The organism is uncultured Tateyamaria sp. (assembly GCF_947497045.1).
GTDB lineage: Bacteria > Pseudomonadota > Alphaproteobacteria > Rhodobacterales > Rhodobacteraceae > Tateyamaria.
In genome coordinates, this window is record NZ_CANMEU010000001.1 from 514,076 (window position 1) to 527,799 (window position 13,724).

At 61.5% G+C, this 13,724-nt stretch carries 13 protein-coding genes; 11 read left to right on the forward strand and 2 right to left on the reverse strand.

The annotated features are described in order from the left end of the window. Positions 1-6: 6 nt before the first annotated feature. The 11 genes from Q0859_RS02750 to Q0859_RS02800 all read left to right on the forward strand — a co-directional run bounded on the left by Q0859_RS02750 (position 7) and on the right by Q0859_RS02800 (position 10,348). On the forward strand, positions 7-954 hold the full coding sequence (locus tag Q0859_RS02750; RefSeq protein ID WP_299147362.1) for an ABC transporter permease: 948 nt from the start codon (positions 7-9) through the stop codon (positions 952-954). Next, a complete protein-coding gene (locus Q0859_RS02755) occupies positions 951-1,766 on the forward strand; it encodes an ABC transporter permease (RefSeq protein ID WP_299147363.1) in 816 nt (271 codons plus the stop codon). The genes Q0859_RS02750 and Q0859_RS02755 overlap by 4 nt, the downstream gene beginning before the upstream one ends. Further along, a complete protein-coding gene (locus tag Q0859_RS02760) occupies positions 1,763-3,355 on the forward strand; it encodes an ABC transporter ATP-binding protein (protein ID WP_299147364.1) in 1,593 nt (530 codons plus the stop codon). The genes Q0859_RS02755 and Q0859_RS02760 overlap by 4 nt, the downstream gene beginning before the upstream one ends. Further along, a complete protein-coding gene (locus tag Q0859_RS02765) occupies positions 3,352-4,794 on the forward strand; it encodes an aldehyde dehydrogenase family protein (RefSeq protein ID WP_299147365.1) in 1,443 nt (480 codons plus the stop codon). Before Q0859_RS02760 ends, Q0859_RS02765 begins: the two co-directional genes overlap by 4 nt. Then, on the forward strand, positions 4,787-5,281 hold the full coding sequence (locus tag Q0859_RS02770) for a GNAT family N-acetyltransferase (protein WP_299147366.1): 495 nt from the start codon (positions 4,787-4,789) through the stop codon (positions 5,279-5,281). The genes Q0859_RS02765 and Q0859_RS02770 overlap by 8 nt, the downstream gene beginning before the upstream one ends. Further along, positions 5,278-5,997 carry an SDR family NAD(P)-dependent oxidoreductase gene (locus Q0859_RS02775; RefSeq protein WP_299147367.1) on the forward strand — a complete coding sequence of 240 codons (720 nt, stop codon included), beginning with the start codon at positions 5,278-5,280 and terminating at the stop codon, positions 5,995-5,997. The genes Q0859_RS02770 and Q0859_RS02775 overlap by 4 nt, the downstream gene beginning before the upstream one ends. A 69-nt stretch (positions 5,998-6,066) precedes the next feature. Beyond that, positions 6,067-6,807 carry a glucose 1-dehydrogenase gene (locus tag Q0859_RS02780; RefSeq protein ID WP_299147368.1) on the forward strand — a complete coding sequence of 247 codons (741 nt, stop codon included), beginning with the start codon at positions 6,067-6,069 and terminating at the stop codon, positions 6,805-6,807. After that, on the forward strand, positions 6,804-7,154 hold the full coding sequence (locus Q0859_RS02785; RefSeq protein ID WP_299147369.1) for a cupin domain-containing protein: 351 nt from the start codon (positions 6,804-6,806) through the stop codon (positions 7,152-7,154). The genes Q0859_RS02780 and Q0859_RS02785 overlap by 4 nt, the downstream gene beginning before the upstream one ends. 45 nt (positions 7,155-7,199) lie before the next feature. Then, the gene (locus tag Q0859_RS02790) at positions 7,200-8,204 is read left to right on the forward strand and encodes a P1 family peptidase (RefSeq protein ID WP_299147371.1); all 1,005 of its coding nucleotides are present in this window, start codon (positions 7,200-7,202) and stop codon (positions 8,202-8,204) included. Further along, on the forward strand, positions 8,191-8,982 hold the full coding sequence (locus Q0859_RS02795) for an alpha/beta fold hydrolase (RefSeq protein ID WP_299147372.1): 792 nt from the start codon (positions 8,191-8,193) through the stop codon (positions 8,980-8,982). Before Q0859_RS02790 ends, Q0859_RS02795 begins: the two co-directional genes overlap by 14 nt. 10 nt (positions 8,983-8,992) lie before the next feature. Then, on the forward strand, positions 8,993-10,348 hold the full coding sequence (locus Q0859_RS02800; RefSeq protein ID WP_299147373.1) for a tetratricopeptide repeat protein: 1,356 nt from the start codon (positions 8,993-8,995) through the stop codon (positions 10,346-10,348). Between the two features lie 89 nt (positions 10,349-10,437). Here the strand turns inward: Q0859_RS02800 and dxs are convergent, their stop codons facing one another. Together dxs and pufC are read right to left on the reverse strand one after the other, a co-directional pair. After that, positions 10,438-12,351 carry a 1-deoxy-D-xylulose-5-phosphate synthase gene (dxs, locus tag Q0859_RS02805; protein ID WP_299147374.1) on the reverse strand — a complete coding sequence of 638 codons (1,914 nt, stop codon included), beginning with the start codon at positions 12,349-12,351 and terminating at the stop codon, positions 10,438-10,440. Positions 12,352-12,599: 248 nt separating this feature from the next. Next, positions 12,600-13,721 carry a photosynthetic reaction center cytochrome PufC gene (gene pufC, locus Q0859_RS02810; protein ID WP_299147376.1) on the reverse strand — a complete coding sequence of 374 codons (1,122 nt, stop codon included), beginning with the start codon at positions 13,719-13,721 and terminating at the stop codon, positions 12,600-12,602. Positions 13,722-13,724 lie beyond the last annotated feature (3 nt).

Sequence of the window (13,724 nt, forward strand, 5' to 3'; positions counted from 1 at the left end):
GATCATATGTTGCGCTACGCCCTCAAACGCTTGCTGTCCTTGATGATCAGCCTTGCCATCGCATCGCTGGTGATCTTTGCGGTGATTGAGGTCGCCCCGGGCGATCCTGCGTCCTTTATGCTGGGGATCAACGCGCAAGAGGACACGCTGGCCGCTTTGCGCGCCGAACTTGGCCTCGATCAGTCCAAATTGCAGCGGTATCTGGGCTGGGTCGTGGGCATGCTTCAGGGCGACTTCGGCACCTCATATCAGTACCGCACGCCCGTGGCCGAGATGATCGGCGATCGGTTGTGGGTGTCCCTGCCGCTTGCGATCTATGCGCTGACGCTGTCTACCCTGATCGCCTTTCCGGCCGGGATTTACGCCGCCGCACGCCGGGGCAAGGCGGGCGATATCGGGGTAATGGGCGCGACCCAGATCGGTGTGGCCATCCCGAATTTCTGGTTTGCGATGATGCTGGTGCTGGTCTTCGCGATCAATCTGCGCTGGTTCAGCGCGGGTGGGTTTGCGGGGTGGGACAAGGGTATTTTTGCGGCCTTGAAATCGCTGACGCTGCCCGCGATTGCGCTTGCCTTGCCGCAGGCTGCGATCCTTGCACGGGTGATGCGGTCGGCCCTTCTGGATGTGATGGGCGAGGATTTCATGCGCACCGCGCGCGCCAAGGGGTTGAGCCGGGCTCAGGCTCTGCGCCGTCACGGGTTGCGCAATGCCATGATCCCGGTGCTGACGATCCTTGGCTTGCAGTTCTCGTTCCTGCTGGCCGGCGGGATCATCATTGAGCAAGTGTTCTATCTGCCCGGTCTGGGGCGGCTGATTTTCCAAAGCATTTCGGCGCGGGACCTGATCGTGGTTGAAAGCGTCACGATGCTGCTTGTCTTTGCGGTGATTGTGATGAATTTTCTTGTCGATCTGGCCTATGCTGCGGTTGATCCACGGTTGAGGGCACGCGCATGAGCCGCACGTTGATCCTGGGCGGCGCGCTGTCGGCTTTGGTTGTCCTGGCCGCGTTGGTGTCTTTCGTCTGGACGCCGTTTGAGCATACGGCGATGAACATTCCCACCAAATTGCAGACCCCAAACGGGACGCACTGGTTTGGCACTGATCACTTTGGGCGGGACATGTTTTCGATGATCATGGTGGGGGCACGCACCTCGATTGCGGTGGCCTTTGTTGCGGTGGGCATCGGGATCGGGCTGGGGGTTCCCTTGGGCCTATGGGCAGCGGCCCGCCAAGGGGGCTGGGTGGACGAAGTCATCATGCGCGGCAATGATCTGATCTTTGCCTTTCCCAGCCTCGTGATCGCGATCCTGATCACAGCGATTTTTGGTGCAAGTGCGATCAATGCGATCATCGCCATTGGCATTTTCAACATCCCCGTCTTTGCCCGCGTGACGCGCGGTGGCGCATTGCCGATCTGGGCGCGCGAGTTCATTCTGGCCGCCCGTGTGGCGGGCAAAGGGGCGGGGCGGATCAGCTATGAACATGTGCTGCCCAACATCGCCAATTTGCTGATTGTGCAGGCGACAATCCAGTTTTCACTTGGGATATTGGCCGAGGCGGCGCTGTCCTATGTGGGCCTTGGCGCGCAGCCACCGACCCCAAGTTGGGGGCGGATGCTGGCCGATGCCCAAACGCTGGTCAGCATCGCGCCCCACATGGCGCTGGTACCCGGCTTCGCGATCATCCTGACCGTGTTGGGTCTGAATCTGTTGGGCGACGGGTTGCGCGACGCGCTTGATCCCAAGCTGCGCGTGGCCCGGGTATGAGCCTGCTTTCGGTCGAAAACCTGTCCTTGTCGATCCGGGGGACATCGATCCTTCAGGATGTGTCGTTACAAATTGATGCAGGCGAGGTTGTGGCCATCACTGGCGAAAGCGGGTCGGGCAAATCCATGACCGCGCTGGCCGTAATGCAGCTGTTGCCAGATGGATCTGAGGTTGATGGACAGATCGTGCTGGATGGCAACAACGTGACGGCCATGGACGAAGCGGCGCTGTGCCGTCTGCGCGGCGACATCGTTGGCATGGTCTTTCAGGAACCCATGACCGCGTTGAATCCCGTCCAGACCATCGGAGCGCAGGTGGCCGAAACCGTGCGCCTGCACCGCCCCGATCTTGATCCGGCAACGCACGCCTCCGAGGTGCTGGCCCGCGTCGGGTTGCCGCCCGGTCTGATCCCGATGTCGCGCTATCCGCACGAGCTGTCCGGCGGGCAACGCCAACGCGTGGTGATCGCCATTGCGATTGCCTGTGGTCCCAAGCTGCTGATCGCGGATGAGCCGACAACTGCGCTGGATGTCACGACCCAGGCCCAAATTCTTGATTTGCTGGTGCAGCTTGCCCGCGAGGATGGGATGGGGTTGATGATGATCACCCATGACCTTGCCGTGGTCGCCCAATTGGCGCAACGCATCATCGTCATGCAAAACGGTGCCGTGGTCGAGGCGGGGGACACCCCCGCCTTACTCACCAGCCCTCAGCATCCCTATACCCAGGCCTTGTTTGCCGCATCAAACCATCAGGTCACCCTGCCAGAGATTGCTCAAACCGCCCCGTTGCTGCGCGTCGAAAACGTGGTGCGCGACTATGCCCTGCCCCGCACGCGGCTCTTTCGGCGCCCCGCCACCCACCGCGCGGTGGATCGTGTCAGCTTTGACATTGCCCGTGGCGAACGGGTTGGGCTGGTCGGTGAATCCGGATGTGGGAAATCGACACTGACGCGGGCCATATTGGGGCTTGAGCCAGTGCAATCAGGCTCCATCACACTAGACGGTACGCCCGTGTTCAGCGGCGGCGCACCCGACCTTACCGTGCGCCGCCGTATGCAGGTCGTCTTTCAAGATCCCTATGGCAGCTTCAACCCCCGCCACCGTGTCGCGCGCCTGATCACCGAACCCTTTCATCTGCTCGACACGCCCCCTGACAACACGGGCGATCGCATTGCCGGGGCGCTGACCGCCGTGGGGCTCTCGCCAGGCGATGCTCAAAAGTATCCGCATCAGTTTTCCGGCGGCCAACGCCAAAGGCTCGCCATTGCGCGTGCCCTGATCATCCAACCCGACCTGATCGTATTTGACGAAGCGGTAAGTGCGCTTGATGTATCGGTGCGTGCCCAAATCCTCGACCTGATCGCCGGGCTATGCGTGCAATACGATCTGACCTATCTGTTTATCTCGCATGACCTCAGCGTCGTGCGCACGATTACGGATCGGGTGTTGGTGATGCAGGCGGGCCAAATCGTCGAACAGGGTGCGACCGAGGCGGTATTCACCGCACCCACGCACCCCTATACTCAAACCCTGATTGATGCGGCCCCGACCCTGCCTGCATCCTCCAAGACGAAAGTGATGCAATGACCGACGCCATATGGTTTGACCCCTCACTGATGCTGATTGGCGGCGGGTGGCGCGCGGCAGATGCGACCCTGACTTTGATCAACCCGTCGGACGGAACCGCATTGGCTCAGATCGCGCGGGGCAGTGTCACTGACATTGATGCCGCAGTGACCGCCGCCCACCTTGCCCGCCAAAGCGATTGGGGCCGCATGAGCGCCACCGAACGAGGGCGTATTCTCACCCGTATTGGCAACGTGGTCCTCGACAGGATCGACCAGTTGGCCGCAATCGAGGCGCATGACGTCGGCAAGCCCCTGACCCAGGCGCGCGCAGATGCTATCGCGCTGGCCCGCTACATGGAGTTTTACGGCGGTGCGGCGGACAAGGTCATGGGCGAAACCATCCCCTATCTGGATGGCTACACCGTCTACACGCTGCGCGAACCGCATGGTGTGACGGGCCATATCGTACCTTGGAACTACCCCATGCAGATCATCGGGCGCAGCGTGGGGGCCGCCCTTGCCATGGGCAACGCCTGCGTCTTGAAACCTGCGGAAGAGGCCTGCCTGACCGCACTCGCCTTCGCTCATATCTGCCAGGACGCAGGGCTGCCCGACGGCGCGCTGAATGTCGTGCCGGGTCTAGGGGCCGAAGCAGGCGCCGCGCTGGCCGCGCATCCGGATGTGCAGCACATAAGTTTCACCGGTTCCGTACGTACAGGCGCATTGGTGCAACAGGCCGCAGGTGCAAATGTGGTGCCCGTCACGCTCGAATTGGGTGGCAAGTCACCGCAACTGGTGTTTGACGATGCGGATCTTGAGGCGGCCCTACCGTTTCTTGTCAATGCGGGCATCCAGAACGCGGGCCAGACCTGCTCCGCCTCTTCGCGCATTCTGGTGCAGCGCGGGGTCTACGATGCAGTGCGTGACCGTATGACCCAAGCCTATGCCGACCTCACGGTAGGGCCAGCAATGGACAATCTGCGGGTTGGTCCGTTGATCTCAAGCCGCCAAAAGGAAATCGTCGACGGCTTTCTGGCGCAAGGGGCCAACTTGCAGATCGCGGCCAAGGGCACGTTGCAAAATGCCCCCGACCGTGGAGCCTATGTCGTTCCGACGCTGTTCACGGACGTCCCCCCCGATCACGCCCTCGCGCGTGACGAAATCTTTGGGCCAGTTCAGGTTCTGATCCCGTTTGACACCGAAGAGGACGCGGTGGCCATCGCCAACAGCACTGATTACGGCCTCGTCGCGAGCATCTGGACAGCCAATGGCGCGCGCCAGATGCGGCTGGCAAAGCAGTTGCGGGCCGGTCAGGTGTTCATCAACAACTATGGCGCTGGCGGCGGAGTCGAATTGCCCTTTGGCGGGATCGGTAAATCGGGCCATGGGCGCGAAAAAGGGTTCGAAGCGCTTTACGGCTTTTCCACCCTCAAAACCGTCGCGGCCCATCATGGGTGACATCGCGCAACTCCATTATCCCAAGGACAGCACGCAAGTGCTCGATCTGTGCCAACGCGCAAGCGACTACGTGCGGCTGGAAACCGGGATGGCCCCGGATGCCGCCTATGTCCACGAGACGATGACGGACGCGCCGCCCACGGTTCCATCCGATCAAGTCTGGTGCTGGGGGCATCGGTCTGACACGCTTGATGCGATCGCGACCTGCCTCAAAGGGTATTACGAGCCCGATGACTGGTATTTGGGTCTGCTGCTGCTGGATCCCGCCAAACGGGGTGCCGGACTTGGCAAGCGGATGGCACAGCATGTGATCGACCAAGCGCGCGCAGACAATGCCGCCTGCCTGCGGATCGCCGTGCTTGACACCAACCCAAGGGCGCGGGTCTTTTGGATGCGACTTGGCTTTGTCCACGAAAAATCGACACAAGCGGGCGATGGGCAGATGCGTCACGTGCAACGGCTGCCACTGGGAAAGGACACCCCATGATATTTGAAAACAGGTTCGCAGGGCGCAGTGCTGTCATCACAGGCGGGGCTGCGGGACTTGGCGCAGGGATCGCCACACGGATTACCGCCGAAGGGGGGCGGGTCGAAGTCTGGGACATTGACGCGGACGCGCTGGCACGGATTGACACTCACGCCACCCGGCAGATCGACGTGACCGATGCCGAAGCCGTCAGCGCCGCAATGACCCAAGCCAGCCCTGACATCCTTGTCTGCTCCGCCGGGATCACAGGCCCCAACACGACCACATGGGATTATCCCGTGGCCGATTGGCTGGCGGTGCAGAACCTTAACCTGAACGCGGTATTCTATTGCTGCCGGGCTGCGGCTCCGATCATGGCGGCCAAGGGTTGGGGGCGGATCATCAACATCGCCTCCATCGCCGGAAAGGAAGGAAACCCCAACGCGCCCGCCTATTCCGCCTCCAAGGCCGGTGTGATCGGGTTGACCAAATCCTTGGGCAAGGAACTTGCCACAACCGGGGTGACCTGCAACGCCATCGCACCAGCTGCCGTGCGCACCGCGATCTTTGAGCAAATGACCCAAGACCATATCGACTTCATGCAGTCCAAGATCCCCATGGGTCGCTTCGGCACGGTCGAAGAAATCGCAGCGATGGCCTGCTGGCTGGCATCCGACGAGGCAAGCTTTTCCACGGGCTTCTGTTTTGACCAATCCGGCGGGCGGGCCACGGGTTGACGCCGTGCACCCTTGAAAACAAATGCCACCTGCTCAACGATGCGCAGAGGGTCAGACAAAGGACACAGCATGCAACTAGAGGGCAAGACTGCGATTGTCACAGGGGCCGCCTCCGGTTTCGGGGCTGGGATTGCACGGGCCTTTGCAGCCGCAGGCGCACGTGTGCTGGTGGCCGATCTCAATGGCGATGGGGCGCGGGAAATCGCGACCGAGGTCAACGGCCACGCGATAGAGGTCGACGTCGCAGACGGGGCCTCGGTGCAGGCGATGACCGCCCGTGCACTTGATATCTTTGGCCATATCGACATCCTCGTGAACAATGCCGGGATCACACACATACCGACAGCCCTGGAGGACGTCAGCGAAGAAGACTTTGACCGCGTGTTGGCCGTGAACGCCAAGTCGGTCTACCTGACCGCACGCGCCATTGTCCCGCACATGAAGTCACGAGGGGCCGGAGCCATCCTCAACGTGGCTTCAACCGCAGGGGTGAGCCCCCGACCCCGGCTGAACTGGTACAACGCCTCGAAGGGGTGGATGATCACGGCCACCAAGGCCATGGCCGTCGAACTCGCCCCCAACGGCATTCGGGTGAACGCAATCAACCCCGTTGCGGGCGAAACCCCATTGCTGAAATCTTTCATGGGAGAAGACACGCCCGAAATCCGGGCCAAATTCCTGTCGACAATCCCGTTGGGCCGCTTCTCGACACCACAAGACATGGGGGCTGCGGCCACGTTCCTGTGCTCGGATGCGGCCTCGATGATCACGGGCGTTGCCATGGAAATCGACGGAGGGCGCTGCATATGAAACCCATAAGTCTCGCCGACAAGCTGGCCAGGTTCAGCACCCACTGGGACCCGCATGTGGTGGCGGACTACAACGGCAATGACGTCATGGTGGTGAAGTTTCAGGGCGAATTCCCCTTTCACCTGCATGAGAACACCGATGACTTTTTTCTGGTCCTGGATGGCGAAATGGCGATGGATATCGACGACCAAAGCCACATCGTCAAAACCGGCGAGCTTTTTATCGTCCCCAAAGGTGTCACGCACCGCCCCCGCGCCCAAAAAGAATGCCATGTCTTGCTGATCGAACCCAAAGGTGTGCCAAACACGGGCGATCCCACCACGGCCGCCCCAAAACCGCGTATCTGAGACTTCTTTTGACCAAAAATACCGCCGCCGGAGGCATGAAATCAAATGATCCCAGGCCCGCAAAACGCGATCACGGACATTGAGGGGCTGATGGTCGGTCATGCTCAGGATGACGCACTGAAATCCGGGGTCACGGTGCTGACCAGCGACGCGCCCTTCACCGCCTCCGTCTCCGTATTGGGCGGCGCACCGGGCACGCGCGAAACCGACCTGCTGGCCCCGGACAAATCCGTGGCGCAAGTGGATGCACTGGTGCTTGCAGGGGGGTCCGCTTACGGCCTTGATGCCTGTTCAGGCGTTATGGCTGGCCTGCGGGATCAGGGGCGCGGATACAGGGTCGGCACAGCGGTCATCCCACTCGTTCCCGGCGCGATTATCTTCGATCTGCTGTCAGGCGGAGACAAGGACTGGACGGACACACCCTACCCTGCCTTGGGCCGCACCGCATTAAACGCAGCCACCACGCGCACCGAGATTGGCACTATCGGCGCTGGAACGGGTGCGATGACCGCAATGATGAAAGGCGGGCTTGGAACCGCCTCATTCATGCTTGGCAATGGCATGACGGTCGGGGCATTGGTGGTGGCCAATCCGATGGGCAGCGTGACGACCCCCGGGGACAAGCATTTCTGGGCCGCCCCGTTCGAGATCGATGGCGAGTTCGGTGGGCTTGGCACCGACCCGGCGGCTGGCCTTGGACGCACGCTTGATAGTCGCAAACTCGGCGCAATGATGGAGCGGGCAAACACAACAATCGCAATTGTCGCCACGGACGCAACGCTGGACAAGGCACAGTGCCAGCGGGTCGCCATCGCCGCCCATGACGGCATCGCGCGGGCATGCGTCCCGGCGCACAGTCCTGCGGACGGCGATCTGGTGTTTTCGGTGTCAACCTCGGCCAAGCCCCTCAGCACACCAACGGATCTGGCGCAAATCGGGCACGCCGCCGCGTTGTGCCTGTCACGGGCCATCGCGCGGGGCGTCTATGCAGCCACCGCTGCGCCTGATGATCTGCTGCCCACCTGGAGCAAACTCAATGCCCAAACTTGATCACGGCGACATCAGCCTGCATTACGAGGTGACAGGCAACGGCCCGCCCCTGTTGATGCTGGCCGGGTTCATGTCCGATCACGCCAGTTGGACGCCGCTGGTGCCCTTACTGTGCGATCATTTCACCTGCATCCGGATCGACAATCGGACCACAGGGCAAACCACACCATGGGATGCGCCCGTCTCCATCGATCACATGTGCAAAGACGCCATCGCCCTGATGGACACGCTTGAGCACGAGCGCTTTCACGTGCTGGGTCACTCAATGGGCGGGATCATTGCGCTGCACATGGCGCAGGACATTCCGGCCCGGCTTGCCTCCACCCACATTGCGGCCTCGGCCCCGATCCGATTGCCGCGCAACACCGCGCTGTTTGCGAACCTCATCACGATACGGCGCAGCAACGCGCCGGCGGACACATGGCTGCACGCGCTGTTTCCATGGCTGTTCAACCCGCGTGTATACCATGACCCGGGTGCGGTGGGTCAGGCCGTCGCGGATAGCCTGGCCTACCCGCACGCCCAATCGGCCGATGCGATGGAACACCAGCTGACAGCCCTGCGCGGGTTTGATGGCACCGATCTGGCCAGCCCGAAATGCCCGACGCAAGTGCTGCTCGGCGCGCTTGATCTGATTGTGCCGCCTGATCACATTCTGGCCGTACTCAGCCACCTGCCGCATCATATCATCGAAGGAGCCGGGCATTCGATCCACTGGGATGCGCCCGAAATCGTGGCCGACCACGTACGCGCCTACACGACCAAACACCCGATCTGAGGGGACATCCATGCACGATCTTTACGGCCTGCCCATCACCACCGACAATGAAATGACCCGCCAGGGGATCGACGATTTCGTACACGGCTTCATCAGTTTCCAGACCAAGGCGGTCAACGTACTCAAGGCCGCCAAAGCAGACCCAGGCAATGGGCTCGCCAATGCCTATGCCGCGATCCTCTATATGCTGCTCGAAGCCCCCGCCGCCCCAAAACTCGCACAGCCCTTCCTTGAGAACGCCAAAGCCGCAACCGGCCTGACCCCGCGCGAAGTCGAGGCGGTCGAGGCCGCGCGCCTGTTTGTCACCGGCAAGATTCCCAAACTGATCGAGTTGTGCGAGGCCACGGTCAGCGCCTATCCACGCGACATGGTGATGCTCAAGCTCGGGCAGTATCACACATTCAACATCGGCGACTTTCCGGCCATGCTGCGGATCGCACAAAAGGCGCAGCCCGGGGCCAGCGATATCGCGTACGCGCATGGCATGTTGGCCTTCGGATTTGAGGAATGCCACCTGCTGGATGAGGCCGAAGCGGCGGCCCGGCACGCCATGTCACTCGATGAAAGCGAGCCATGGGCGCATCATGCGCTGGCCCATATCTACCTCACCCGTGGACAGGTCAGTGCGGGCACCGCGTTCTTGGAGTCGGTCGCGCATCATTGGGCCAACCTCAACAGCTTCATGCACAGCCACAACTGGTGGCATCTGGCCTTGTTTTACATCTCTGCGGGGCGGAGAGAGGATGTATTGACCGCTTACGACACTCATGTCTGGGGACTGTCCAAGGACTACTCCCAAGACCAGATCGGCGCGGTCTCCTTACTGGCCCGGCTCGAATTCGCAGGCATCGACGTTGGTGCGCGCTGGCAAGAGGTCGCAGATCATGTGGCCAATCGGGGGGCCGATACCACGTCGCCCTTCCTAACGCTGCAGTACCTTTACGCGCTTGGGCGCACCGGGCGGCCCGAGGCCGAAACGCTGCTCAAGGCCATTGAGGCGCGAGCCGAAGACGACACACAGCACGACGTCGACACATGGCGCGACGTGGCCCTTTGGGCGGCGCACGGGATCGCCGCACATGGCGCAGGCGATTATGACGACACAATCCGGTTTCTGGGCAAGGCGCTGCCCCGCTTGGCCGAATGCGGCGGCAGCCACGCGCAGCGGGACCTATTCGAGCAAATCCACCTCGATGCGCTGGTGAAATCCGGGCGCACATCACAGGCGCAACAGGTGCTCGAGATGCGGCGCAGTTACGACCCCGACGGCGTCCCGCTCAACACAATGCTGGCAGATGTATACGAGAAGTCGGGACTGCCCGCACAAGCCTCCCAAGCACGCGCCCGTGCTGCTTCCTTTCGCTAAAAATACCTCCGCCGGAGGCTCCCAAAGCCACATCGGGCACAACGCTCAACAGTAAGAACCTCCGACGGCTATTGCCTAAATGAAAACCATCACGCCTTCAGATCAACGACATTGCTGCTTGTCTGGCCCAAGGCACCACGAACGGTCTCAACAATGCTGTCCGCATTCAGCCCCGCATCAGCATACATTTCATCCGGGCCAGCCTGATCGATGAACCGATCTGCGAGATGCATGGTGCGCACCTTCAGGCCCTGATTCAGCAACCCTTCGGACGCCATCGCTTGCAACACCATGGCCCCAAAGCCACCCATCGCCCCCTGTTCGACGGTGACAAGGACAGCATGTCGTGTGGCCAGATCGCGGATCATCGCCATGTCCAGCGGCTTGGCAAACCGCGCATCTGCGATGCTGACCGATACGCCGTCAGCCTCCAAAAGCGCAGCCGCGCGTTCGCATTCATCAAGGTGCGCTCCAAGGCTCAACAGGGCCACATCCGACCCCTCCTGGATCATCCGCCCTTTGCCGATCTCCAGCATCTCACCCCTTTCGGGCATATCCACCCCGCGCCCATTGCCTCGCGGATAGCGGAATGCAATCGGGCCGCTGTCATGGGCTGCCGCTGTGGTCACCATATGCATCAACTCGGCCTCATCGGCGGCCGCCATCACGACCATGCCCGGCAGAGCGGACAGGTATCCGATATCAAAGGACCCCGCATGGGTCGCCCCATCCGCACCGACAAGCCCGGCCCGGTCGATTGCGAACCGCACAGGCAAGCCTTGCAGCGCCACATCATGCACCACCTGATCATACCCCCGTTGCAGGAACGTCGAATAGATCGCGCAGAACGGTTTGAGGCCACTGGCCGCCATACCGGCAGCAAATGTCACGCCGTGTTGCTCTGCAATACCCACGTCAAACACACGGCCTGAAAACCGTTCGGCGATCTTGTCGACACCGGTACCGCCCGGCATCGCAGCGGTGATGGCGACAATTTTTGGGTCTTCAGCGGCCAGATCAGCCAGCGTGGTTCCGAAAACGGACGTGTAGGAGGGCGCGTTGCTCTTGCCCTTGGACTGCGCGCCGGTTTCGACATCAAACTTTGATACACCGTGATATTTGTCAGCCGATCCCTCGGCGGGCGCATATCCTTTGCCCTTGATGGTACAGGCGTGGATCAGCACGGGACCCGTGGCGCGTGCACGCGCCCCACGCAGGACGGACAGCACCTGCGCCATATCGTGGCCGTCAATGGGACCGATATAGTCAAAGCCAAGCTCTTCGAAAAATGTGCCTTTGTTTTCCACTCCGGTGACCATCTCGCGGGCACGCCGCGCACCGTCGCGCATGGGCTTGGGCAGCGCGCTTTCCATCCCTTCGGCGATGGCTTGCAACGGGGCGAGCGGGGAAGTGCGGGTGAGGTTTGATAAATACGTGCTCATCGCCCCCGTGGGCGGTGCGATGGACATCTCGTTGTCATTGAGGATCACGAACAGGCGGCGGCCCTCATGGCCAGCGTTATTGAGCGCCTCATAGGCCATGCCTGCGCTGATTGACCCGTCCCCGATGACGGCGACCGCATCGCCGGTCGGCATCCCCATATCGCGGCCCACAGTGAACCCGAGAGCGGCTGAAATGGATGTCGAGGAATGCGCGGCCCCAAAGGGATCAAAATCGCTTTCGGCGCGCTTGGTGAAACCGCTCAGGCCGCCCTGCTGGCGCAGCGTGCCCATACGATTACGGCGGCCTGTCAGGATCTTGTGCGGATAGCACTGGTGGCCCACGTCCCAGATCAGCTTATCGCGGGGCGTGTCGAACACGGCGTGGATGCCCACCGTCAATTCCACCACCCCGAGAGATGATCCAAGATGGCCACCCGTGCGACTGACCGCCTCGATCACATCGCCGCGCAACTCATGGGCCAATGCGGTCAGGTCCGCGTCCGACAGGCGTTTGAGGTCAGCAGGGCCAGCCACTTTGTCCAGCAACGGGGTATTGGTCATCGCGCACATCCTTTTCTTCAAGCGCCCCACCCGCCTTGCCTGCGAGCCTGAGGGGCAAAAAGCGCCGTGCCTGACCAAACAAGCACGGCGCCAGGTTCCTGTAGCCAACAGGAAAGGAACCGGAGTCAGAGGACCCCGTGCCCGGACCAGGAAGCCGACGGTCCGAACCTGGCGTTGCGGGGCGATCTCGGACCGCCCGGCAGCATCTTTGGCCCGTAAGGCGGAGGTGTCCTCCGCCCCACAGCAGATCATTCGTAGACAGGGGCCCCGGTCTTGGCCAATTCGGGCCAGGCGGCGATCACGTTCATGCCTTGCAATGGGCGCTGGTAACCTTTGTGGCAGGTCCGGCAGCCGATCTTGGGCGCATCGGCATAGATTGGGCCAAGGCGCTCGGGCGGATAGGTTCCCTCAAGCGGGATCAGATATTCGGCGTTCGTCTCAATAACCATCTGACGGCCCAATTGGGCAATACCCCATTGCGGGGTATACTGACCCGCATCATAGAACGCGCGGCTGTTGTGACAGAACACGCAGTTCACTCCCAACGAATTGGCAAAGTAGTTCATCAGGCTGAAGGTCATCTCGGTCTTCTGGATCGAATGCACATCCTCGGTCAGGCCCGGAACGCCCGCAACCCGGCTTTCCAGATCGTGCACATTCACCATGCTGTCATAATCGGTCAGATAGACTTCGAGGGCCGATGACGGCAGCGAGGTAGAGCCGCTCATGGTCGTTGCGCGGTTCTGCACCGCAGACCAGCCTTCGACGTTCTGATTGACCGGGGTCACATTGAACCAGATGTCGCTTGGCACGTTCTGGCCGCGGTGGCAGGTGTAGCAGTTCACCCCCACCTCGGCGACCGCGTTGACATGCCCATCCCAGTTCTCGTTGATGTTCTGGGTCATCTGGACCATGCGGCGGCTGACAACCTTGGTATAAAGGTCATCCGATCCGTATTCCGAGATGTCGACATCCCCATGACAATAGGCGCAACCTTCTTCGGGGCTGACCCATTGGGTCATGGCCAGCATCACCCGGTTAAAGTTGTCATCCGTCAACTCACCCAGCACCTGAACATTCTCGTAGATGTCCTTGGCCAGTTCCTCGCCCCCTTCAGGGATGTAAGGTTCTTCGGTGTAATAGGCCTCGATCGTGGGATCGGGGGCCGCGCGCGAGACATTGTATTCCGGCACCGACATGCCCGTGCCGCGCGGGCCGGTCTGCATGCTTTCAGTCTGCGCCGGGTTGCCCCATGTGACGATCAGTGCGGCTGCAAAGATCGCCCCGCCCGCGACACCGACCGCAATGGCCGGGCCGAAGATGTTCGTGGGGTTGTCCGCATTCCATTTGTCAAACCACTTGGGAAACATTGC